General features: G+C 63.9%; 18 protein-coding genes. 11 read left to right on the forward strand and 7 right to left on the reverse strand.

Annotated elements, in window-relative coordinates; translation table 11 throughout:
- The first annotated feature begins 104 nt into the window (after window positions 1–104).
- The 5 genes from ercA to DKK67_RS03160 all read left to right on the forward strand — a co-directional run bounded on the left by ercA (window position 105) and on the right by DKK67_RS03160 (window position 5,423).
- Window positions 105–1,268, forward strand: coding sequence for an alcohol dehydrogenase-like regulatory protein ErcA (ercA, locus tag DKK67_RS03140; RefSeq protein WP_111494305.1), 1,164 nt, complete (start codon window positions 105–107; stop codon window positions 1,266–1,268).
- Complete coding sequence (locus DKK67_RS03145; protein ID WP_111494307.1) at window positions 1,252–3,009, forward strand: hybrid sensor histidine kinase/response regulator; 1,758 nt, start codon at window positions 1,252–1,254, stop codon at window positions 3,007–3,009. Before ercA ends, DKK67_RS03145 begins: the two co-directional genes overlap by 17 nt.
- Before the next feature lie 144 nt (window positions 3,010–3,153).
- Window positions 3,154–3,438, forward strand: coding sequence for a hypothetical protein (locus DKK67_RS03150; RefSeq protein ID WP_111496745.1), 285 nt, complete (start codon window positions 3,154–3,156; stop codon window positions 3,436–3,438).
- Window positions 3,439–3,551: 113 nt separating this feature from the next.
- Window positions 3,552–4,931, forward strand: coding sequence for a class II fumarate hydratase (locus DKK67_RS03155; RefSeq protein ID WP_111494309.1), 1,380 nt, complete (start codon window positions 3,552–3,554; stop codon window positions 4,929–4,931).
- Window positions 4,932–4,934: 3 nt separating this feature from the next.
- Complete coding sequence (locus DKK67_RS03160) at window positions 4,935–5,423, forward strand: CDP-archaeol synthase (protein ID WP_228160497.1); 489 nt, start codon at window positions 4,935–4,937, stop codon at window positions 5,421–5,423.
- 445 nt (window positions 5,424–5,868) lie between these two features.
- Here DKK67_RS03160 and DKK67_RS03165 read toward each other — a convergent pair whose 3' ends face one another.
- Window positions 5,869–6,843: a metallophosphoesterase gene (locus DKK67_RS03165; RefSeq protein ID WP_111494311.1), complete on the reverse strand. Its 975-nt coding sequence runs from the start codon at window positions 6,841–6,843 to the stop codon at window positions 5,869–5,871.
- Between the two features lie 243 nt (window positions 6,844–7,086).
- Here DKK67_RS03165 and msrA point away from each other — a divergent pair, with 243 nt between their 5' ends.
- Together msrA and msrB are read left to right on the forward strand one after the other, a co-directional pair.
- Window positions 7,087–7,734, forward strand: coding sequence for a peptide-methionine (S)-S-oxide reductase MsrA (gene msrA / locus DKK67_RS03170; RefSeq protein ID WP_111494313.1), 648 nt, complete (start codon window positions 7,087–7,089; stop codon window positions 7,732–7,734).
- Window positions 7,735–7,745: 11 nt separating this feature from the next.
- Window positions 7,746–8,174 carry a peptide-methionine (R)-S-oxide reductase MsrB gene (gene msrB, locus DKK67_RS03175; protein WP_111494315.1) on the forward strand — a complete coding sequence of 143 codons (429 nt, stop codon included), beginning with the start codon at window positions 7,746–7,748 and terminating at the stop codon, window positions 8,172–8,174.
- A 43-nt stretch (window positions 8,175–8,217) separates the two neighbouring features.
- Here msrB and DKK67_RS03180 read toward each other — a convergent pair whose 3' ends face one another.
- The 3 genes from DKK67_RS03180 to sorT form a co-directional block, all read right to left on the reverse strand.
- Window positions 8,218–8,865 (reverse strand): Rossmann-fold NAD(P)-binding domain-containing protein, encoded by a 648-nt coding sequence (locus DKK67_RS03180; protein WP_111494317.1) that lies wholly within the window; start codon window positions 8,863–8,865, stop codon window positions 8,218–8,220.
- A 189-nt stretch (window positions 8,866–9,054) separates the two neighbouring features.
- The gene (gene sorU / locus DKK67_RS03185) at window positions 9,055–9,414 is read right to left on the reverse strand and encodes a SorU family sulfite dehydrogenase c-type cytochrome subunit (RefSeq protein WP_111494319.1); all 360 of its coding nucleotides are present in this window, start codon (window positions 9,412–9,414) and stop codon (window positions 9,055–9,057) included.
- A gap of 13 nt (window positions 9,415–9,427) precedes the next feature.
- On the reverse strand, window positions 9,428–10,636 hold the full coding sequence (gene sorT / locus DKK67_RS03190; RefSeq protein ID WP_111494321.1) for a SorT family sulfite dehydrogenase catalytic subunit: 1,209 nt from the start codon (window positions 10,634–10,636) through the stop codon (window positions 9,428–9,430).
- Between the two features lie 255 nt (window positions 10,637–10,891).
- On the opposite strand from sorT, the gene DKK67_RS03195 reads away from it, so the two are divergent.
- Complete coding sequence (locus DKK67_RS03195; protein WP_111494323.1) at window positions 10,892–11,647, forward strand: lysophospholipid acyltransferase family protein; 756 nt, start codon at window positions 10,892–10,894, stop codon at window positions 11,645–11,647.
- A 22-nt stretch (window positions 11,648–11,669) separates the two neighbouring features.
- Here the strand turns inward: DKK67_RS03195 and nhaD are convergent, their stop codons facing one another.
- Window positions 11,670–12,917: a sodium:proton antiporter NhaD gene (gene nhaD / locus DKK67_RS03200; protein WP_111494325.1), complete on the reverse strand. Its 1,248-nt coding sequence runs from the start codon at window positions 12,915–12,917 to the stop codon at window positions 11,670–11,672.
- Between the two features lie 273 nt (window positions 12,918–13,190).
- Between nhaD and mqo the strand changes: the two genes are divergently transcribed.
- Window positions 13,191–14,690 (forward strand): malate dehydrogenase (quinone), encoded by a 1,500-nt coding sequence (gene mqo / locus DKK67_RS03205; protein ID WP_111494327.1) that lies wholly within the window; start codon window positions 13,191–13,193, stop codon window positions 14,688–14,690.
- A 297-nt stretch (window positions 14,691–14,987) separates the two neighbouring features.
- Entirely contained in the window at window positions 14,988–16,718 is a 1,731-nt protein-coding gene (locus tag DKK67_RS03210) for a carbohydrate-binding module family 20 domain-containing protein (protein WP_111494329.1), read from the forward strand.
- Between the two features lie 89 nt (window positions 16,719–16,807).
- Here the strand turns inward: DKK67_RS03210 and DKK67_RS03215 are convergent, their stop codons facing one another.
- Window positions 16,808–19,879 carry an efflux RND transporter permease subunit gene (locus tag DKK67_RS03215; RefSeq protein ID WP_111494331.1) on the reverse strand — a complete coding sequence of 1,024 codons (3,072 nt, stop codon included), beginning with the start codon at window positions 19,877–19,879 and terminating at the stop codon, window positions 16,808–16,810.
- Window positions 19,879–21,015: an efflux RND transporter periplasmic adaptor subunit gene (locus DKK67_RS03220; RefSeq protein ID WP_111494333.1), complete on the reverse strand. Its 1,137-nt coding sequence runs from the start codon at window positions 21,013–21,015 to the stop codon at window positions 19,879–19,881. The genes DKK67_RS03215 and DKK67_RS03220 overlap by 1 nt, the downstream gene beginning before the upstream one ends.
- A gap of 425 nt (window positions 21,016–21,440) precedes the next feature.
- Here DKK67_RS03220 and DKK67_RS03225 point away from each other — a divergent pair, with 425 nt between their 5' ends.
- On the forward strand, window positions 21,441–21,953 hold the full coding sequence (locus DKK67_RS03225; protein ID WP_111494335.1) for a copper chaperone PCu(A)C: 513 nt from the start codon (window positions 21,441–21,443) through the stop codon (window positions 21,951–21,953).
- Window positions 21,954–21,970 lie beyond the last annotated feature (17 nt).

A 21,970-nucleotide genomic window follows, 5' to 3' on the forward strand; every position in this document is an offset into this window, starting at 1 on the left:
ACCGCCCGAGGTCGATCCGGAATAGGGCGGAACCGTCGGTCTTCCGTTAAACTGGGTAAGCGCTCAAGCGCATTCGACACGACACAATAATAATGAGATCGACCATGGCTCACGACGTCACGAACCTGCGCAAGTTCGTTGCTCCCGAAATCGTCTTTGGCGCCGGATCCCGCAAGGCGGTCGCCAACTTTGCCAGCCACTTCGGCGCGCGCCGGGTGCTGCTGGTGTCCGACGCCGGCGTGGCCGCCGCCGGCTGGGTCTCCGAGGTCGAGGCCCTGCTGCTGGAAGCGGGTTTCGCCGTCACCGTCTTTACCGGCGTGTCCCCCAATCCCCGGGTTGCGGAGGTGATGCACGGCGCGGAACTCTACAGGTCGGCGGGCTGTGACGTGATCGTCGCTATCGGCGGCGGCAGCCCGATGGATTGCGCCAAGGGCATCGGCATCGTCAGCGCCCATGGGCGCAGCATTCTCGACTTCGAGGGCGTCGACACCATCACCCTGCCGTCGCCGCCGCTGATCCTGATTCCGACCACCGCCGGCACCTCGGCGGACGTGTCCCAGTTCGCGATCATTTCCGACCCGGACCGGCGCTTCAAGTTTTCCATCATTTCCAAGGCGGTGGTGCCCGACGTGGCGCTGATCGACCCGGAAGTGACCCAGACCATGGACGTGTTCCTGACCGCCTGCACCGGCGTGGACGCCTTGGTGCACGCCGTCGAGGCGTTCGTCTCCACCGGCAGCGGCCCGCTGACCGACTCCCACGCGCTGGAGGCGATCCACCTGATCAACACCCACCTGGAGCCGCTGGTGGCCAACCCGTCCGACGCCCACCTGCGCGAGCAGGTGATGCTGGGCTCAATGCAGGCCGGTCTGGCGTTTTCCAACGCCATCCTGGGGGCGGTGCACGCCATGTCTCACAGTCTGGGCGGCTTCCTGGACCTGCCCCATGGCCTGTGCAACGCGATGCTGCTGGACCACGTGGTGGCCTACAACTACAGCGCCTGCGAGGACCGCTTCAAGCGCATTGCCGAGACGCTGGGCATCGACACCCGGGGTATGACCACGGCCACCGTGCGCCAGCGCCTGCTGGGCCGGATCGCCGAACTCAAACGCAACGTGGGGCTGGAGAAACGCCTCGGCGAGCTGGGCGTGCGCGTGGACGACATTCCGTCCCTGTCCGGTTTCGCCCTGCAGGACCCGTGCATCCTGACCAACCCGCGCAAGTCGTCCCGGCGGGACGTTGAAGTGGTGTATGAAGAAGCCCTCTGATACCCCCGGTCGCGATGACGGCGGTGCCGGCGACTACAACGTCGAAGACCTGCTCGGCCTGGGCAGCCATTCGGCGCGCAAGAGCTATTACCCGGCGCTGCTGGAGCGGATCGCCGACCTGGAAGCCGAGCGCAACCGCTACAAGTGGCTGTTCGACAACGCCCTGCACGGCATTTTCCAGGGCAACCTGCGCGGCGGCCTGATTTCCTGCAACCCGGCGATGGCGGACATTTGCGGCTACGCATCACCGGCTGCGCTGACCGGGGCCATCGTGCGCCTGCGTGAGCAGCTGTTTGCCAGCGTGCGGGATTTCGACCACGTGCGCCTGACGCTGCTGTCCGACGGCCAGGTGCGTGCCCGCGAGCTGCGCCTGATGCGCCGCGACGGCGGGCAGGTGGACGCGGCGCTGACCCTGCTGTGGCGCCCGGATCTGGGGCCCGAAGTGGTGGAGGCGTTCGTGGCGGACATCACCGAGCGCCAGCAGGCCCGGGCGCGGCTGGAACAGGTCAACAGCGAACTGGAGCTGCGGGTCAAGGAACGCACCGCTGCGCTGCGCGACGCCAACAGCGGCCTGCGCCGGGAGATTGGCGAGCGCGAGAAAATCGAGGCGGAGCTGGTGGTGGCGATCCAGGCCGCCGAGGAAGCCAACCGCAGCAAGGACAAGTACCTGGCGGCGGCCAGTCACGACCTGATGCAGCCGCTCAACGCCGCCCGGTTGCTGGTCTCGACGCTGCAGGACCGGGCCCTGCCGAACGCCGAGGCGCAACTGGTCGATCGTGTGCACCGGGCGCTGGAAGGCGCCGAAGACCTGCTGGCGGACCTGCTGGACATCTCCAAGCTGGACCAGCAGGCGATCCAGCCCGACCGCACCTACCTGGACATCGACGACCTCATCCAGGCCCTGGCCGGCGAGTTCGAACCGGTGGCGGAAAACGCCCACCTGCGGCTGAAAGTCCGGTCCCGGCCGGGCATCGTCCACACCGACGCCCGCATGATGACCCGCATCCTGCGTAACCTGCTCACCAACGCGTTCCGTTACACCCAGGAGGGCGGCGTGCTGCTGAACGTTCGCCGCCGCACGGACGACCTGCATATCGAAGTCTGGGATACGGGCGTGGGCATTCCCGACGACCGGCTGGAGGATATCTTCCGTGAGTTCCATCAGCTCAGCGCCCCCCACACGGGCGGACGTAAGGGGGTGGGGCTGGGGTTGGCCATTGTCGACCGCATGGTGCGCATGCTGGACCATCGCATCGAGGTGCACTCCCGCCCCGGCGTCGGTTCGCGCTTCAGTGTGATCCTGCCGCTGGCACATCCCCGGCCGGCGGCCGCAGGGGCCGGCCAGGCGATGCCGGAGCCGCATTCCCTGGCGGGGCGGCGTATCCTGGTGATCGACAACGAGCCGGACATCCTGGCGAGCATGGAGGCCCTGCTGGCACAGTGGGGCTGCGAGGTGTCCTGCGTCGCCGACGCGCAGGTCGCGCTGCGGGGCCTTGAAAACGGGACAGTAACCGTGCCCGAAGCGATCCTGGCGGATTACCACCTGGACGAGGGGCGTACCGGCTGCGAGGCGATCTACGCCATCCGGCGGGCTGTGGGGCGGGATATTCCCGCCGCCATCATCACCGCCGACCGCAGCGACGCCTGCCGGCGTTTCCTGAAAACCCAGTATTTCCCGGTGCTTAACAAGCCCGTCAAACCCAACCGCCTGCGCGCCCTGCTGACCAGCCTGTTTGCCTGAGTCCGGACCGGCCAGCCCTCCGAACGTCCTACATCGTCGCCGGCAAACCTGACTACACTTCTGGAATGGACGTCACCGTCTGGAAGGGGAGTGCCCGGCGAGCCCGCCGGGTTCCGGGAATCGGTTGAAAGCGAGGTGAAAACAATGCAAACCACCGAAAACGCTCTGACCAACCACGAAGTGACCGTGTGTCTCAGCGGCGGCGCGGTCCTGGGGCCGTTTAATGCCACCTGGTCGCAGGACTCCGGAGGCGACGTGCGTGAACTGGTCCGGGAATACGATGCGTATCTCCAGGGCGAGCCGCAGAAACGGTTCAAGTTTCACCTGCACGACACGTACACCAACACGGTCCACACCCTGATCCTGAACTTTTCTCAAGTGACCGGGGTCTGTGATCATGTGAGGCTCAGGCATAATCCAGAGGGCTGATGGCCGGTTGGGCCAGGCTCAGGTCGTGTCGTCAGCGCTCTGTCACGCCACTCTCTTACGCCACTCTTTCATGCCATAGTCATAGGCTTCATGTTCAGGTAAAGGAGGCTGCCATGAGTGAATTCCGGGTCGAAAAGGATAGCCTGGGCGACGTCAAAGTGCCGGCTGACGCGCTTTGGGGCGCGCAAACCCAGCGTGCCGTCGACAATTTCCCGATCAGCGGCCGTCCCATGCCGCCGGCGTTCATTGAGGCGGTGGTGCGGGTCAAGCGTGCGGCGGCCCAGGCCAACGCCAAGCTGGGGCTGCTGCAGGATGCGCACCGGGACGCGATCCTCAAGGCCTGCGACACCTTGTTGTGGGGCGAGCACCGCGACCAGTTCCCGATCGATGTCTATCAGACCGGATCGGGCACCAGCACCAACATGAACGTCAACGAGGTGATTGCCCGCCTGGCGCGGATGGACGGCGATGACGTGCATCCCAACGACCACGTCAACATGAGCCAGAGCTCCAACGACGTGATACCCACCGCCATCCACGTCAGTGCCGTCACCCAGGCCCAGGCGGTGCTGGTCCCGGCGCTGTCGCACCTGCAGGGGGCCATCTACGAGCGCGAAGCGGAACTGGCGGAGACCGTCAAGACCGGGCGCACCCACCTGATGGACGCCATGCCGGTCACCCTGGGGCAGGAACTGCAGACCTGGCGCGAGCAACTGGCCGCCGCCCAGAAGCGGGTGGAGTGGGCCTGCGACGACCTGCTGGGGCTGCCCCAGGGCGGCACCGCCGTGGGCACTGGCGTGAACGCACACAGCCAGTTCGCCGAGCGTTTCATCGCCGCGCTGAACGACGATACCGGCCTGCACTTCCGGTCCCTGGATCACAAGTTCGTCGGTCAGAGTGCGGTGGACGCTCCGGTGAATTTCTCCGCCCAGCTGCGTGGCGTGGCGGTGGTGCTGATGAAGATCGCCAACGATCTGCGCTGGATGAACAGCGGTCCCATCCACGGCCTGGCCGAGATCAGTCTGCCGGCCCTGCAGCCGGGCAGCAGCATCATGCCGGGTAAGGTGAACCCGGTGATTCCCGAATCCACCGCCATGGTGGCGGTGCAGGTGATGGGACTCGACAGCACCGTCGCCATGGCCGGGCAGTCCGGCAACTTCCAGCTCAACGTCATGCTGCCGCTGGTGGGCGCCAACCTGGTGGACATGCTGCAGTTGCTGAGCAATGCCTCCCGGGGGCTGGCGGATAAGGCCATCGCCGGCTTTACCGTCAACGCCGACCACCTGGCCGAAGCGGTGGGGCGCAATCCGGTGCTGGTCACCGCCCTCAACCCGGAAATCGGCTACAGCCGGGCGGCGGAGATCGCCAAGGAAGCCTACGCCAGCGGCCGCTCGATCCTGGACGTGGCGGAGGAACGCACGGATCTGTCCCGCAGCCAACTGGAGGCCATTCTCGATCCCCTGAAACTGACCCACGGGGGGCTGGAAAGCTGACCCGTGTCGTTTGAACTGACCGTCCAGCTGTTGCTGCTCCTGCTGGCGGCCAACGGGTCGCCGGTGCTGGGGCGTTACCTGCTGGGGCGCCACGGCGCGCAGCCGGTCGACGGCGGCCGGCTATGGCGCGATGGCGAACGCCTGCTGGGGGACAGCAAGACCTGGCGTGGCCTCATCATCGGCGTTACGGCCTGCACGGTGGTGAGCCTGTTGTTGGGGCTGGGTGGTCCGTTCGGCGTGATGTTTGGCGCGCTGGCGTTGCTGGGGGATCTGTTCAGCAGCTTCATCAAGCGCCGCCGGCATCTGCGCTCCAGCTCCCGCGCCACCGGGCTGGATCAGCTTCCCGAAGCGATCCTGCCGGTGGGCATGGGGGCATTCTGGCTGGACTACAACTGGCAGGAGGTGGCCGTCACCGTGCTGCTGTTCATGCTGGCGGACATGCTGCTCTCGCCGCTGCTGTATCGGCTGGGCATCCGCCGGCAGCCGCATTGAGGGGGCGGTTGCGGATCTTGAGGTTTGCGGCGGGCCACCTGCGGCGACCTCGGAAGCTAAAGCTTCCGCTACATTTTCGCGGTTTCCCAGGCCCCATGTAGCCGAAGCTTCAGCTTCGGAGCAGCTCGCCGGGCGGCCGAGGTTAACGGGCATATTGTTCGAATCCATGAGAGGGGGGCGGGTGCTTCGGAAGCGAGAGCGTCCGCCACATCCAGCGGGTACCCGGGGCTCATGTAGCCGAAGCTCCAGCTTCGGAGCAGCCCGCCGGGCGGCCAAGGTTAACGGGCATATTGTTCGAATCCATGAGAGGGGCCCGGGTGCTTCGGAAGCGAGAGCGTCCGCCACATTCTGCGAGTACCCGGGGCTCATGTAGCCGAAGCTTCAGCTTCGGAGCAGCCTGCCGGGCTGCCGGGGATCGCGAGGGCCCGTCCGGATTCCTAAACTTTTAGCCCGTCCCCCGCGTCAACGTATGCAGATTCACCTCCGGCGGGCAGTTCAGCCGCGCGTGAACCATGGACGTCCCCGCACCGCAGGACGTATAGCCCTGCATTCCCGCATGTTGCCACGGCCCCTTGCCGACGAAGCGCGGGCAATCCGCATCCAGTAGCACCGGAATCCCGCCCGGCAGGCAGATCTGGCCGCCGTGGGTATGGCCGCACAGGAACAGGTCGTAGCCGGCGTGGGCCGCCTGCCGCCAGATTTCGGGAGTGTGACTGAGCAACAGGGTGGCCTTGCCGTTGGGGATGCCCTCGGCGGCGCGCTGCAGGTTGTCCACCTTGTAGAAGTGAGCGTCGTCCACGCCGGCCACGTAGAGATGGCTGCCGTCGCGCTCGATGGCGGTGTGCTCGTTGAGCAGCACCTGGTAGCCCATGTCCTCGAGCGGCGGCAGCATGCGGATGCTGTCGTGGTTGCCCAGTACCGCCAGGGGCGTGCCGCGCAGCACGCGGCGCAGGCGTCGCATGCCTTCCAGGCTGGCCTCGATCGGACCCCAGGTGAGCTTGCGGTAGTCACCGGTCAGCACGCACAGGTCGTAGTCGATGCCCTCGACGTGCTTGATGATGGCCTCCAGCATGGGCGCGTCCATGTCCACGTGCAGGTCGGTCAGGTGCAGGATGCGGAAGCCTTCGAAGGCTTCGGGCAGGTGGGGGACCACAAAGCGATGCTCGACCGTGCGCATGCGCCGGGCGTTGTTCTGGGCGCGTCCGAGCAGACCGCTCAGGCGCAGGCAGCCGCGAATCAGGCCGTGCAGGGAATACCACTTTTCCACATGGCAGAAATGACCGCCGGGGTCGACCAGGCGGGATTCGAACTCGCGTTCGATCCCCAATCGCTGGCGGGCGTGGACCGGGCCCAGGCGCAGGGCGAGCCGGTATTCAAGCAATTCATCGTCGTGTTGCGGTTTCGGTGCAACATGGGTCATTGTCCGCTCCTTGCATCCTGCCGCTTCTGGGATGGCGCATGGACGCGATGGACACGCTGAAAGGTGACGGGATTCTGCTTTCAGTATGGCCCCAAGCCGATGGGTCGTAAACGTGGAACCGTTACCGACGGCTCATGTCGGATGCAGGACACGAGGCAATGGGTGACATCCGCGATTGGTAAATGCCTGTGGATATCGACAAAATGAGAGTTTACGAAGGGTAATGCGACCTCAGGAGGAATCATGAGCCAGTCCTGTGACCTGCCGGGCATGAGCGTGCCCCGCAGCCGGTTCCCGGCACCGGACAACGACCTGGAGCTGCCCGCCGACGCCGGCGAGCAGCGCGCGGTACTCGGTGGCGGCTGTTTCTGGTGCACCGAAGCCGTCTATCTGGCGCTGGATGGCGTTACCGCCGTGACCTCCGGCTATGCCGGCGGCAGTGCGGACACCGCCAACTACGATGCCGTCTGCACTGGCACCACCGACCACGCGGAGGTGATCGAAGTGCGTTACGACCCGGCGCGGACCAGCTACGGTGAGCTGCTGCGGATTTTCTTCTCGGTGGCCCACGACCCGACCCAACTCAACCGTCAGGGCAACGATCGTGGCACCCAGTACCGCTCCTCGGTGTTCTACGAGAACGAGGATCAGAAGCGGGTGGCCGAGGCCTATATCCGCAAGCTGGATGAAGCGGGGGTCTACGAGGCACCGGTGGTCACCACCCTGGAGCCGCTCGACGCCTTCTACCCGGCGGAAGACTACCACCAGAATTTTGCTGCGCGGAATCCGTTCCAGCCCTATGTGATGGCGGCTGCGGCGCCCAAGGTGGAAAAACTTCGGGATCAGTTCGGTGACCGACTGAAACCCGAATTCAACGATGATCAGGCATGAGGAGTAAGACCATGTCCCAATCCGAAGCGGGTTACGACCTGACCCCGCTGACTGCGGAAGAAATCGAGCAGAAGGCCGCCGGCCTGACCGAGGAAGAGCGCACCGTGCTGCTGGACCACGGCACCGAACAGCCGTTCTGCGGCACCCTGCTCGACAACAAGATGGACGGCGTCTACCACTGCCGGCTGTGCGACCTGCCGCTGTTCACGTCCGAGCACAAGTTCGACTCCGGCACCGGTTGGCCCAGCTTTTTCTCGCCGTTCGATCCGGACCACATCCGCTATCTGGAAGACACCAGCCTGGGCCGCGTGCGCACGGAAATCCGCTGTCCGCGCTGCGACAGTCACCTGGGGCACGTGTTTCCGGACGGTCCGCCGCCCACCGGCCAGCGCTACTGCCTGAACTCCGTCGCCATGGAGTTCCGCCAGAAGCAGGCCTGAGTCCCTGGAGCCCCTTAACAGGCGGAATGTTGGTTAAGGGGCACTAGCCCGGGCTGTTCCCGGCCCGGGCGATGGCGTCCGACCCGATCATTTCCAGGGCGCCGGGGCGCGACACGCTGTCGATCATGCAGGCGGCGATGTCGCGGGCCCTGACCGGTCGATAGCGGGCCGGTATCACTGAGCCCAGACGCCGGCTCAGCATCAGCCCCAGGTCCTCTCCCAGCCGCTTTTCTTCCCGACGCGCGTCGATCAACGACGGCCGTACCAGCACCAGTCGATCAAACCCCATGGTCTGCAGCGCCTGCTCCACCTCGCCTTTCGTTCGCAGGTAGAAGCTGAGGCTGCGAGCGTTCGCGCCCATCGACGAATTGAGCACCATGACCGGCGTTCCGGCATCGTGGGCGCGCTGGGCCACGGCCAGCACCAGGTCGTGGTCGATGGCGTGAAAACCGGCCTTGCCACCAGCCTGTTTCAGCGTGGTGCCCAGGCAGCAGATCAGGGCATCGGCGCGCCACCAGTCGGCATCGGGCAGCGGCGAGCGGAAATCCTGCACCGGATTGTCCAGTTTGTCGTGTGGCGCCAGAGGCCGGCGCGTGGGAGCCGTGATCCGTCGGATCCCGGGCGTATCGAGGGCCTGTTGCAGCACCTGACGGCCCACCGCACCGGTGGCACCAAACAGTAGCAGTTCCATGGGCGTGTCCTTGCGCATCGTCGTTGGCGACTGAAACGGAACCGGGAGTATGGCACAGGACGGGAACGACATTGTCATGCGACTGTCATGGGAATGACCGACACTGCTCAGTACAGCGACTGCATCGTGTTGTTGAATAGCGCGGTACCAACCGTTGTGGCCAAAACGGTAGCAGGAAGCAGGATCGCATCAGGGAGGATGCATTTTTTTCCCACCGCCGTGATGGCCAGCGCCGTTCGACGCGTTCAGATCGGCTCCGGTCACCCGGGCCACGTACTGCGCCACCGCATCGATTTCCGCCTCCGACAGACTCTCTTCGAACGCCGGCATAATCCCGACACCGTAGCGTACCGCGGTGACCACCTGTTCCGCCGTGGGTTTGAGCTGGTCCAGATCGGGGCCGATCTCGGCGCTCGAGCCGGCATCCGCGAGGGTGTGGCACAGGGCGCAGGCGGGCTGTGCCGTCTGGGTGAACACGATCCGGCCCGGATCCTGTGCAAATACCTCGGCAGCCGCCAGGCCCAGAGCTAGCAGCAGGATTCTCAGCATCGCGCGCGTCCCGTCAGCTCACCGTGACGGTGACGCCGTGGTCTTCCCAGCCGTTGTGGCCGTATCCGCGTTCGTTGTCGGGCCGTTCACGGGGCTGGCTGTTGCCCTTGGCGTCGGTGGCGCGACTGACCATTCGGTACTCGCCGGCGGACAGGTCCGCCGCGAGGACGAAGGGACGCCAGGCGAACGGGCCCAGATCGGGACCGATGAATGGCGCCGCCCGCCAGTTTTCGCCGTTATCCAGCGACACCTCGACCCCGTGCAGCGATTCAGTGCCGCCGAACGCGACGCCATGGATCAGGTTGCGCCCGGCCGGGGCGGTGTCCAGCGGGCCGGTAATCCAGGATTTCACATTCATCGCCCACATCGACGGCTGTTTCGGCGCGCCTTTCTCGCCCACCGGGCGGACGCGGTAGCCGGACGCCTGGATCTTGGCGTCGGACTGCGTCCTGGTCAGGGCGACGTGCTTGACATACTTCACGTTGTTCACGCCGTAGTAGCCCGGGATCACCATGCGCAGCGGACCGCCGTGGGTCAGTGGCAGGGGTTCGCCGTTCATCTCGTAGGCCAACAGGGCCTGTTCCATGGCATCCAGCGGCACCGAACGTTCCACCACCACGCTCTTTTCGTCCAGGCCTTCGGGCAGCTCCTCGCCACCGGTGCTGGTCAGGTACTGGGCGCCGGATTCGGGGCCGCCCAGGGCTCTGATAACCTCGCGCATGGGCACACCCGTCCAGATCACGCAGCCGGCGGCGCCGACGCTCCACTGGGAGCCGCTGGCGCCGTGGGGGAAGAAGGCGCGTCCGTTGCCTGAGCACTGCAATACGGTGGCGACGGTTTCCACGCCGAGTGTCTTGAGCTCACCCAGGGTCATCGAGCGCGGCGCGGTGACGCCGCTGAACGCCACTTCCCAGGCGTCACGGTCGGCGACGATGGTCTCGGGCGGCGTGGGCAGGTTGTTGCGCACGAACAGGATGTCACTGGGGGTCACCACGCCGGTGCCGATGGCGCCGCGACGGGTCTCCATGGTCTTGTTGCTGTGGACGATCAGGGCGTCGGTGCGTTTCCACTTGATGAAGTCCGGAATGGGGAGGGCGTCCTGGCCGCGGGCCAGCGGTGTCAGGCCCAGCAGGCTGACGGAGGCCAGGGTGCCGGCTCCGCCGATCAGGATCTGGCGTCGACTGAGAGTCGGCGCGTCACGTCGGGTAGGGTGTTGAGGCATGGTTCTTCTCCTTATTCTTGTCGCGAAGACGCGCTGTCTCGTCAGCGTGTTGTCAGGACAAACCATGTTGCTGTTTTGAATGGCGATGAGTGACGTTGCTCATGGCGACTGCATGACGCGCACCTATACATTTCCTTTAGACGGGCGGGGAGGGGTGATCAAGCTCAGGCTTAGACTGTTCCGCTATTTTTCGAAGCGCTAATATGGCGGCTTTTTGCCGGCCTGGAGCCGTGCAGCGACGAAGGAAGTAGACGTATGATCCGGCTGACGGTGAATCCGATCGTGGAGTCCGCCACGTTAATGCGGCGCGTGATGGTTGTTCTGGGCTCGATCGGGGTGACGTCGCTGTATTCCTCGCTGATCCTGGTGCGGGCCCTGCTGGGGCGGCTGACACGGGAACGGGTGGATCGCTACACGCGGGACTGGTCGGCGTTGCTGCTGCGTCTGGTGCGGGTGAACCTGAACGTGGAGGGGCGCATCCCGGATTTCGAGGATGGCCGGCGCTACCTCATCCTATGCAGCCACGCCAGTCACTATGACATTCCCCTGAGTTTCGTAGCGCTGCCGGGTTCGATCCGCATGCTGGCCAAGAAAGAGCTGTTCCGGATCCCGCTGCTGGGCCCGGCCATGCGGGCGGGGGAATTTCCCTCGATCGATCGCTCCAACCACCAGCGTGCGCTGGAGGACCTGCAGACGGCCCGCGACATGATGGAGAGCGGCATCGTGCTCTGGGCCGCACCGGAAGGCACGCGCTCGGCCGACGGCTCGCTGGGCACGTTCAAGAAGGGCTGTTTCCACCTGGCGCTGGATACGCAGGCGGTGATCGTGCCGGTAGGCATTCGCGGCAACGAGAAAGTGCTGCCGGCGCGGACCTGCCAGATCAACCTGGGACAGCCGGTGGATTTTGTGGTGGGTGAACCGCTGGACACGGCCGGCTACGGTCGTGAGCAGCTGCCGGAACTGATGGAAGCGGTGCGCGGCAGCATCGAGCGGGCCCGGGGGGAGCGCTAGCCTCCACCTCCGGGCCTGGGCTTCAGAGCAAGAAACCCAGCGCGTAGACCCCGGCGTAACCGATGGTATAGGCCACCAGTAGGAAGGCGCTGTAGCGCAGGTAGCTGGCAAAGGTGAGTCCCGGGATCTTGCTCATGGCGACGATACCGGCGGCAGAGCCGATCACCAGCAGCGAGCCGCCCACGCCGACCGCATAGGTCAGCCCCAACCACTCGCCCGGCGTCATGTCGATACCGGCCTTCAGCAGCGCGGCGGTCAGCGGCACGTTGTCGATCAGCGAGGAGAAGATGCCCATCAGGTAGTTGGCGGCGATCGGGGGCAACACCTGGTACACGTCGACAAACGCACCCAGCGCCTGGATTTCCTTGAGCATGCCCACAATCAGCAGGATGCCCAGGAAGAAGAACAGGGTGTCGAACTCGATGGTGCGCACGTACTCGATGATCGGGTCCAGGTCGGAGTCCGTACTCAGGAACCGCGAGGTCAGGAACATCATCGACAGCCCGAACAGGAAGGTGAGCACCGGCGGAATCTCGAACAGCACGTTGCACACGATCGTACCGATGATGGTGGCCAGGAACAGGCAGGCAATGACGATGTCCACCCGGCGCACCTCGTTACGGTCGTGCACCAGTTCCACCTCGCCTTTCATGCCGCGGGACAGCAGCAGCGCCAGGAAGAAGACACCACAGGCGGCGGGTACCGAGAGGGCCAGCAGCGTGAGGATTTCCACCTTGTCGGCAAGGAAGATCATCAACGTGGTGACATCACCGGTGATCAGCGACACCCCGCCGGAGTTGACCGCGAACACCACCAGCGTGATGAACCGCACCTGTTTCTTGCGCTCCAGGTGCAGCGACAGGATCAGCGCGCAGGACACCAGGGTGGCGGTGATGTTGTCGGCCAGGGACGAGAAGATGAAGCAGAACAGCCCCACCAGCAGTAACAGCTGGTTTTCCCTGATGCGTTTGGGCATGACCAGGTAGATCAGGTTCTCGATCATGCCTTTCTTGTTCAGGTAGGCCACGAAGGTCATTGCCGCCACCAGGAACAGCCACAAAGAAGCGATCTCGGAAATGCTGTCTTCCAGGCCTTGCTGCACCAGCTCGGTATGAGAGCGGGAACCGCTGGTCACGAACAGCAGGATCCAGGAAAGGGTGCCGAAGAAGAGCGTGACCTTGGCTTTGTTGACGTGTGTGACTTCTTCGAAGATGACGCCGAGCAACGCGAGCACGGCAAACGAGATCAGGACAATATCCAACCAGTGCATATAGGACAAACCACCCGCGGGCTGTTTTTGTATCGGACGTTATTTGTTGCTGTTATTGGTGGCCGCGGGCGAAGCAATAGGGGCGCTACGTGCGGCAAAGCGGCGATTTTACGCGTACCGGCGTTGATCGACCACCGGTTTCATTGCCCTGATCATGCTAGATTCGTACCTATTGCCTTATTCAATTTCATATTGCGGCAAAAAAACGGATAATCACCCCCTCATAAAAACTATGAATCGTTTCGATCACATCAGATTGAAGGTAGCAAGCTAATGACTGCAAGACAGGCAGATGTCGTGCTAGTCGGCGGTGGCGTCATGAGCGCCACGCTCGGCATGATGCTCAGGCAGCTTGATCCGTCCCTGGACATCGTCATGGTGGAACGTCTTGATCACGTGGCCCATGAAAGCACCGACGGATGGAATAACGCAGGTACCGGTCACGCCGGCTACTGCGAGCTGAACTACACGCCGGAAACCGCTGACGGCGGGATTCAGATTCAACGGGCTCTGAACATCAACGCGGCTTTCGAACTCTCCCTCCAGTTCTGGTCCCATCTCGTGGAGCAGGGCATCCTCCCCGAACCCCAGAAGTTCATCAACGCGACACCGCACCAGAGCTTTGTCTGGGGCGAGGAGAACGTGGCCTTCCTGCGCAAGCGTCACGAACTGCTCAGCCAGCACCATCTGTTCAAGGAGATGGAGTTTACCGACTCGCCGGAGGTGCTCCGCGACTGGATGCCGCTGATCATGAGCAGCCGGGACACCAGCCAGCCGGTGGCGGCGACCCGTGTGACCCACGGCTCCGACGTGGATTTCGGCTCGCTCACCCGCAACATGATCGATTACCTGGCCAAGCAGCCCAACTTCGAGTTGCTGCTGAACCACCCGGTGAAAACCCTGGCCCAGCGCGACAACGGTCGCTGGAAAGTGCGTGTGCGCGACGAGAAAACCGGCGAGACCAAGAAGATCGAAGCCGGTTTCGTGTTCCTCGGCGCCGGTGGCGGGGCGTTGCCGCTGCTGCAGAAGTCCGAGATCGAGGAAAGCAAGGGCTACGGCGGTTTCCCGGTCAGCGGGCAGTGGCTGGTGTGCCAGAAGCCCGACGTGGTCAAGCGTCACCACTCGAAGGTCTACGGCAAGGCACCGATGGGCGCGCCGCCCATGTCCGTACCCCACCTGGACACGCGCATCATCAACGGCGAACCGGCGCTGCTGTTCGGTCCGTTTGCCGGGTTCACCACCAAGTTCCTGAAGCAGGGTTCGGTATTCGACCTGTTCTCGTCTGTGCGCGGTGGCAACATCATGCCGATGATGCAGGTGGGCAAGGGCAACATGGACCTGACCCGCTACCTGATCAAGGAAGTGTTCCAGTCCCATCAGGCCCGGATCGAGTCGCTGCGTGACTTCTTCCCGGATGCCCAGGAGCAGAACTGGAAGCTGCAGAATGCCGGCCAGCGGGTGCAGATCATCAAGAAATCCGCTGATGGTCGTGGCAAGCTGGAATTCGGCACTGAAATCGTGGCAGCAAAAGACGGCTCCCTGGCCGCCCTGTTGGGCGCGTCACCGGGGGCGTCGACCGCCGTCAGCGCGATGGTTGATGTCCTGGAGCGTTGCTTCGCCGACCGGGTCAAGTCGCCGGAGTGGCAGGCCCGCATCCGCGAACTGATCCCATCTTACGGCCAGTCCCTGGTGGACGACGCCGAGCTGCTGGAGCAGGTGCGCAACCGCACCCTGTCCACGCTGCAGCTGGACAAGACCCGCGAGCCGTCCTGATCGCTCGCGGCCGTCCGGCCGGTCCGGTTACGCCTGGCGCGTGGCCGGACGCCTCTCCTCCTCAAGTGCATCCAGCATTTCTGTCTTCCGGTGTGTCGCAAAACGCATCATTACGCCCCGCTATCAGTGAGTTCCTCCTGTCGTCTACGCCGTGAATTGGCGGCGCATGGCTGTTGCCCCCGTGAGGCCTGCATCTGACATTGGTCACGGACACCCGGATTCCGCTGAATCTGTGGTGGGTGTTCTCCCAACAAAGACAACAAGCGCCTCCCTTCGGAGGTCGGCAAGGAGATAACAATGCAACACGCCAAATACGGGCTGCCATGGCTGGCGGCCGCTCTGCTGTTTTTCGGTGCGCAATCCCAGGCCCAGGCCGGGGTCTTCGTGCATCTGTTCGAATGGTCCTGGGACGATGTCGCCCAGGAATGCGAAAACTTCCTCGGCCCGAAGGGCTTTTCCGCGGTCCAGGTCTCGCCGCCCCAGGAACACATCCAGGGCAGTGAATGGTGGACCCGCTACCAGCCGGTCAGTTACACGCTGAACAGCCGCAGTGGTGATGCCGCCGCCTTCGCCAACATGGTGTCCCGTTGTAATGCGGTGGGCGTGGACGTCTACGCCGACGCGGTCATCAACCACATGGCCAACGGCTCGGGCACCGGCACCGCTGGCTCTTCCTACGACAGCTCAAGCATGAGCTACCCCATCTACAGCAGTAACGATTTCCACAGCGTCTGCACGATCAACAGCGGTGATTACAGCAGCGATGCCGGGCGCGTGCGTAACTGCCAGCTGGTGGGGTTGCCGGACCTGGATACCTCCGCTGAGTATGTCCAGCAGACCATTGCCGACTACATCAACGGCATGATCAACCTGGGCGTGAAGGGCATGCGGGTGGATGCCGCCAAGCACATGGCACCATCCGACATCGCCGGCATCCTGGGGCGCATCAACGGCGATTTCTACACGTTCCAGGAAGTGATCGACCTGGGCGGTGAGGCCATCAGCTCGACCGAGTATACCGGGCAGGGCGATGTCACCGAGTTCAAGTACAGCGCCAACATCGGCGATGTGTTCAAGAACCAGCAGCTCAGTTACCTGAGCAACTTCGGCGAGGACTGGGGCTTTATCGGCGGCACCAACGCCGTGGTCTTCACCGATAACCACGACAACCAGCGCGGCCACGGCGCCGGCGGCAGCAACGTGCTGACCTACCAGGATGGCTCCCTGTACAACCTGGCCAATGTGTTCATGCTGGCCTGGCCCTACGGCTATCCCAAGGTGATGTCGAGCTACGCCTTTTCCGACAGCGACCAGGGCCCGCCCTCCAGTGCCGTCTACCAGAACGGCGAGGCCCAGTGCGGCAGCGACTGGATCTGCGAGCATCGCTGGTCGTCCATCGCCAACATGGTGGCTTTCCGCAACGAAACCGACGGCACCGGCGTTAACAACTGGTGGGACAACGGCAACAATCAGATCGCCTTCGGTCGCGGCGCCAAGGGTTTTGTGGTGATCAACCGGGAAGGCGCTGCCCTGAGCCGCACGTTCAGCACCAACCTGCCGGACGGCAGCTACCGCAATGTGGCGGGCGACAGCAGCTGTGCGACCGTCTCCGGCGGCCAGGTGACCCTGGATGTGGCCGCCATGGAGGCCGCCGCGCTGCACACCGCCGCGCCCTGTGACGGCAGCGGCGACGACGATTCCGGCTCCGGCGGCGACACCGGCACTGACGTGACCGTGACCTTCGAATGCCAGAACGGCACCACCGTCAGCGGCCAGAGCGTCTACGTGACCGGCAGCGTTGCCGCGCTGGGCAACTGGGATCCGGCCTCGGCGGTGATCCTGTCGCCGGACAATTACCCCACCTGGCAGGGTGACGTGGCGATTCCCGCCGATACCGCCGTTGAGTGGAAGTGCATCAAGCGGGATGAAACCGATCCGACCGCCGATCTGGTCTGGCAAAGCGGCAGCAACAACGCGCTGGCGGGGCAGAGCGCCGGGTCGTCGGTAACGGCGACGGCGAGTTTTTAAATCGAAGACTTGGGCGTATAGCTCAAAGCAAACGCCAAAAAAAGGGGCCTCCGCGGAGGCCCCTTTTCCGTTTCATGGCGTCCAGCCGATCAATGCGACTCGGCCGGTTCTCCTCCCGCTTTGGCCGCCTCGTCCTGGCTGGCGTTGTGGTCCTTGGCCAACAACACGTAGAACGCCGGCAGCACGAACAGCGTGAAGAAGGTGCCGATGCCCAGGCCGGTGGCGATGGTCAGGCCGATGGCAAAGCGGCTCTGCGCCCCCGGGCCGACGGCGATCAGCAACGGCACCATGGCCACGATCAGGGCCAGGGAGGTCATGATGATCGGCCGCAGGCGGATGGCCGAGGCCTCGATCACCGCGTCCAGCTTGTTCAGTCCCTTTTCGTGCTGGAGCTGGTTGGCGAACTCCACGATCAGGATACCGTTCTTCGACACCACGCCGATCAGAGTGATCAGCCCCACCTGGGTGTAGATGTTCATGGTGGTGAAGCCGGTCACCATGAACGCCATGGCCCCGGCCACCGACATGGGGACCGACACCAGGATGATCAGCGGGTCACGCCAGCTTTCGAACTGGGCGGCCAGCACCAGGTAGATCACCAGCAGCGACAGGAAGAAAGTCACCGCCAGGGCGCTACCCTGCTGCACGTACTGGCGCGAGTCCCCCATGAAGTCGTAGGTGAAGCCCTGCGGGAACAGTTCGTCCGCCGTCTGGGTGATGAAGTTGATGGCTTCGCCCTGAGGTACCAGCGGGATCCCCTGAATGGTCAGTGAATTCTGCTGGTTGAACTGGGTTCGCTGGGATGGCTCCACCGCGTGGCTGAAGCTTACGACGCTGCTCAGCGGTACCAGCTCGCCGGAGTCGGCCCGGATGTAGTAGTCGTTCAGCGCCTCGACGTTCTTGCGGGCGTAGCGCTCCACCTGCGGGATGACCTGGTAGGACCGGCCTTCCATATTGAAGCGGTTGATGTAGCCGCCACCCAGCATACTCGACATGGCCTGCCCGACGTCCTGCATGGACAGCCCCAGGTCGGCGACCCGGTCCCGGTCCACATGGATCGTGGAGATGGGGCGGTCGATCTCGATGGACTTCTGCAGGAACATGAAGTTGCCGCTCTGCTGCGCCTTGGCCATCAGGTCGTCGGCCACGGCGTTGAGCTCTTCGTAGCTGTTGCCGGTGGTGATGACGAACTGGAACGGCAGACCGCCGCTGGAGCCGGGCAGGGACGGAATGGCGAACACCGCCGTCTGCAAGCCGGTGATGCCGGCCATGCGCTGCTGCAGGATCGGCTGGACCTCGAACTGGGAAATGTCCCGCTCACTCCAGGACTTCATCTTGAAGCCGCCAAACGCCTCGTTGGGGTTGGTAATCCCCAGCAGCATGAAGCTCTGGTCGTAGCCCGGTACCTGCTCGAATTCCTCCTGCATCTGGGCGCCGTATTTCTGCAGGTAGTCCAGGGTCGAGGTCTGCGGTCCCTTGCCCTGGAACAACAGGATGCCCTGGTCTTCCTCCGGCGCCAGCTCGCTCTGGCTCAGCATCACCATGCCGCCGATGGACAGCAGGACGATCAGCGCGAAGAAAATGGTCACCGACTTGGTTTCCAGGGAGGAGGCCAGCCCACGGCTGTAAAGGCTGGACAGCCCATTGAAGAAGTTCTCCACCTTGGTTTCGAACCTGGTGGGTTTGCCGTGGGGCTTGAGCACCTTGCCGGACAGCATCGGTGACAGGGTCAGGGCCACGATCCCGGAAATCACCACCGTACCGGCCAGGGTGAAGGCGAACTCCGTGAACAGCGCGCCGACAAGGCCGCCCATAAAGCCGATCGGCGCGTACACGGCCACCAGGGTGGTGGTCATGGCAATGATCGGGGTGGCCATCTCCCGGGCGCCGTTGAGGGCGGCGTTGAACTTCGTTTCCCCTTCCTCGATGTGCCGGTGCACGTTCTCCACCACGATGATGGCGTCATCCACCACCAACCCGATGGCCAGCACCAGCGACAGCAGCGTCAGCAGGTTCAGCGAGTAGCCCAGCGCCAGCATGATGAAGGCGCCGCCGATGATCGACAGCGGCACCGCCACCGACGGCACGATCGCCGCCCGCAGTGAGCCCAGGCACAGGAAGACCACCACCAGGACGATCAGAACCGCTTCCCAGAGGGTCTGGATGACCTCGTCGATGGAGTCCTCGATGAACTCGGAGGCGTCGTAGGGCAGGTCCACTTTCAGCTCGGACGGCAGCTGCGCCTCAATGCCCGGCAGCTCGTCCTTGACCAGCTCGGCCACGGTCAGCGGGTTGGCGCCGGGAGACATCTCGATGGCCACGTAGGTGGAGGGCTTGCCCTTGTACAGGGCCAGGTTTTCGTAGCTTTCCGAACCCAGTTCGACCCGCGCGATGTCCTGCAGGCGGATCAGCGAGCCTTCGTACTCCTTGATGACCAGGTCCCGGAACTGGTTGGGATCGCCCACGTCGGTATCGCTGGTCAGGCTGATCTTGACCAGGTCGCCCTTGGTGTTGCCGACTGCGGCCTGGTAGTTGTTCTGGACCAGTACCTGCACCACCTCGGTGGGTGTCATGTCGATCGCGGCGAGACGCTCCGGATCCAGCCAGACCCGCAGGGCAAAGGTCCGCCCCAGCAGGTCCGCCTTGCCCACGCCGGACAGGGCCTGGAGCTTGGGCTGAACGACCCGTGTCAGGTAGTCGGTGATCTGCGGCACCGGCATGGTGTCGCTGTAGAAGGCGATGTACATCAGCGCCGTGCTGTCACCGGTGGTAGAGGTGATGACCGGATCTTCCGAGTCCTGGGGCAGCACGTTGCGCTGGCTCGCCACCTTGGCCTGGATTTCCGCCAGCGCCGCGTTGGCGTCGTAGTTCAGCTCCATGTGGGCTTCGATGGTGGAGGTGCCCTGGGTGCTGGTGGAGGTCAGGTAGTCGATGCCGTTGGCCTCGGCGATGGCCTGCTGCAACGGCGTGGTGATAAAGCCTTTGACCAGGTCGGAGCTGGCGCCGGGGTAGGCGGTGGTGACGGTCACCGTGGTGCTTTCCAGCAATGGATATTCCCGCACCTCCATTTCCATGGCCGAGCGTACGCCCAGCAGCAGGATCAGCAGGCTGACGACCGTCGACAGGACCGGCCTGTGAACGAATATGTCGGTGAAGCGCATTATTCGCCGGCCTCCGTGCCGCTGGTGGTGTCCGCCGTATCCGCGGAGTCAGACGACTGGGATGGATCCTCGATCTGGACTCGCTGGCCGGCGCGCAGCCTCAGCAACCCGGTGGCGACGATCCGCTCACCGACGTCCAGGTTACTGGTCACTTCCACCAGACCGTCGCGGCTGGAGCCGGTCTCGACCGTGCGGCGTTCGGTCACCAGTTCACCGTCATCGTTTTCGGTGATGACATAGACGAAATCGCCGTAGGTGTTGAACGAGATCGACGTGCGCGGCACCGCGACGACGTCGCGCTGGTCCGGACGCAGGGTGTGGACGGTGGCGAACATCCCCGGTCGCAGTTCCCGCTCGGGGTTCCGCAGGGTGGCGCGCACACGCACGGTCCGGCTCTCCGGGTTGACCGAGCTGTTGATGGCGCTGATCTGCCCTTCGAACTCTTTATCCGGGATCGCCGCCACGGTGACCCGGACCCGGTGGCCCACGTCGATGCTGGCCAGCTCTTTCTCGGACACGGTGTAATCCACGTAGATCGGGTCGAGCATGTTGATTTCAACAATGGAGGTGCCGGCCGCCAGATACTGGCCCTGATCCACCAGACGCAGACCCAGGGTGCCGGCGAAAGGCGCCTTGAGGACCTTCTTCTCCAGCGTCGCCTGGGCCTCGTTGGTGCGGGCGTTGGCCGCTTCCAGGTTGGCCTGGGCTTCGTCGTATTCCGCCTGGGAGATGGCCTTGCGCGGCAGCAGGTCGGCGGTGCGCTTGAACTGCTGTTCCGCCAGCTTGGCTTCGGCGCGCTGGGTGCGCAGGGCGGCCTCGTCGGTCGCGCTGTCCAGGCGTAGCAGGATGTCGCCCCGTTCCACCCGGTCACCGGATTCGAAGCGCAGTTCCTCGATCACCCCGGCGACCTCGTTGGCGATTTCGATGCCGTTGACGGCGGTCACGCTGCCCACGGCCTTGATTGACTGCGTCCAGGACGCCTGCTCGGCGGTTGTCGCCTCGATGATGGCTGGCGGCTGCGGTTGCGAAAACTGCTTCTGCATTTCGCCGAAGCGATAGAAGGTATAGCCAAAAATGCCGCCGAGTACGACCAGCAGGGCAATAATGACAACGGCAAAGCGTGAGGCGGTGCGCATGAGAAAGTCCTGATTTTCAACACATGGTCACGGGTTTAGTCCACCAGACCAGCGTCACGACATGATGACACTGCCCCGCAGGCATTGTCGTACAGGCATGGTCGCGACGCTGTTGGTGGACCGCTCGGGCCTTCCTGATCGATGGCCGGCTGCGAGGCATCGTCGCCCTCATGGACCGTCCCGGCGAAGCGGGTTGGGCGAGGGAATGTTAATGGTCACAATCGGGCACCATCCAAGACGATACGGGTGGTTGATTTTGCCACCCACTAGGATAGGCAAAAAGGTGCATTGCGATCAATTTGTTACGCTTTTGCGACCGATCCGGACGCCATTCCGTGCCGCAGGGAAGCGTGACGCTTGGTAGGGGCTCTTCTAGTATGAAGGAATAATAAAGAACGAACGTCTAAAAATAACAGTGCGCTGGAATGGCTGGAGGGGACAAGGTGCAGACGGGGCGTCGATTCACGTGTGCGCTACTGGTGGGTGTGGTGCTGATGTCAGCCGGTCTGGCTGGGGCTGAAGAGGTCGAGCAGGAAGGGATTGAAGTGCATCATCCCTGGGCCCGACCCACGCCGCCGGTATCGCCCATCAACGGAGCTGTCTATTTTTCGGTGACCAACCATCGCGATGAGCCCATTCGGCTGGAGGCGGTTCAGGCACCCTGGACGGCTCACGCCAGCCTGCACCAGAGCCGCCAGAAAGGTGGCACCGTCCGTATGGAAGTCGTGGATGGTGGGGTTCTGATCGGGCCCGGTGAAACCATGCGGTTCGAGCCCAACGGCTATCACGTCATGCTGATGGATTTGACCGATCCCCTGAAAGAGGGGGACCGCTTCCCCATGACGCTCGAATTCCGCGGTGAGAGCGTTGATATCGAGGTCCAGGTCCGGCAGGTGCCCGCTCGCGAATCCGAAGCGGACGAGCCGTCTCAAAACTGACGGTGGCCGACCCCGTC

The organism is Marinobacter bohaiensis, from assembly GCF_003258515.1.
In the GTDB taxonomy this organism is placed as follows: Bacteria; Pseudomonadota; Gammaproteobacteria; order Pseudomonadales; family Oleiphilaceae; genus Marinobacter_A; species Marinobacter_A bohaiensis.

Excerpts from the sequence above, each read along its gene's own strand:
- DKK67_RS03215 (WP_111494331.1), bottom strand. The coding sequence starts at position 19,879 with ATGCGCTTCACCGACATATTCGTTCACAGGCCGGTCCTGTCGACGGTC.
- msrA (WP_111494313.1), top strand. The coding sequence starts at position 7,087 with ATGAGCCAGTCCTGTGACCTGCCGGGCATGAGCGTGCCCCGCAGCCGG.
- sorT (WP_111494321.1), bottom strand. The coding sequence starts at position 10,636 with ATGCCTCAACACCCTACCCGACGTGACGCGCCGACTCTCAGTCGACGC.
- DKK67_RS03195 (WP_111494323.1), top strand. The coding sequence starts at position 10,892 with ATGATCCGGCTGACGGTGAATCCGATCGTGGAGTCCGCCACGTTAATG.
- DKK67_RS03165 (WP_111494311.1), bottom strand. The coding sequence starts at position 6,843 with ATGACCCATGTTGCACCGAAACCGCAACACGACGATGAATTGCTTGAA.
- DKK67_RS03210 (WP_111494329.1), top strand. The coding sequence starts at position 14,988 with ATGCAACACGCCAAATACGGGCTGCCATGGCTGGCGGCCGCTCTGCTG.
- DKK67_RS03220 (WP_111494333.1), bottom strand. The coding sequence starts at position 21,015 with ATGCGCACCGCCTCACGCTTTGCCGTTGTCATTATTGCCCTGCTGGTC.
- DKK67_RS03225 (WP_111494335.1), top strand. The coding sequence starts at position 21,441 with ATGGCTGGAGGGGACAAGGTGCAGACGGGGCGTCGATTCACGTGTGCG.
- msrB (WP_111494315.1), top strand. The coding sequence starts at position 7,746 with ATGTCCCAATCCGAAGCGGGTTACGACCTGACCCCGCTGACTGCGGAA.
- DKK67_RS03150 (WP_111496745.1), top strand. The coding sequence starts at position 3,154 with ATGCAAACCACCGAAAACGCTCTGACCAACCACGAAGTGACCGTGTGT.
- DKK67_RS03180 (WP_111494317.1), bottom strand. The coding sequence starts at position 8,865 with ATGGAACTGCTACTGTTTGGTGCCACCGGTGCGGTGGGCCGTCAGGTG.
- mqo (WP_111494327.1), top strand. The coding sequence starts at position 13,191 with ATGACTGCAAGACAGGCAGATGTCGTGCTAGTCGGCGGTGGCGTCATG.
- DKK67_RS03145 (WP_111494307.1), top strand. The coding sequence starts at position 1,252 with ATGAAGAAGCCCTCTGATACCCCCGGTCGCGATGACGGCGGTGCCGGC.
- DKK67_RS03155 (WP_111494309.1), top strand. The coding sequence starts at position 3,552 with ATGAGTGAATTCCGGGTCGAAAAGGATAGCCTGGGCGACGTCAAAGTG.
- nhaD (WP_111494325.1), bottom strand. The coding sequence starts at position 12,917 with ATGCACTGGTTGGATATTGTCCTGATCTCGTTTGCCGTGCTCGCGTTG.
- ercA (WP_111494305.1), top strand. The coding sequence starts at position 105 with ATGGCTCACGACGTCACGAACCTGCGCAAGTTCGTTGCTCCCGAAATC.
- sorU (WP_111494319.1), bottom strand. The coding sequence starts at position 9,414 with ATGCTGAGAATCCTGCTGCTAGCTCTGGGCCTGGCGGCTGCCGAGGTA.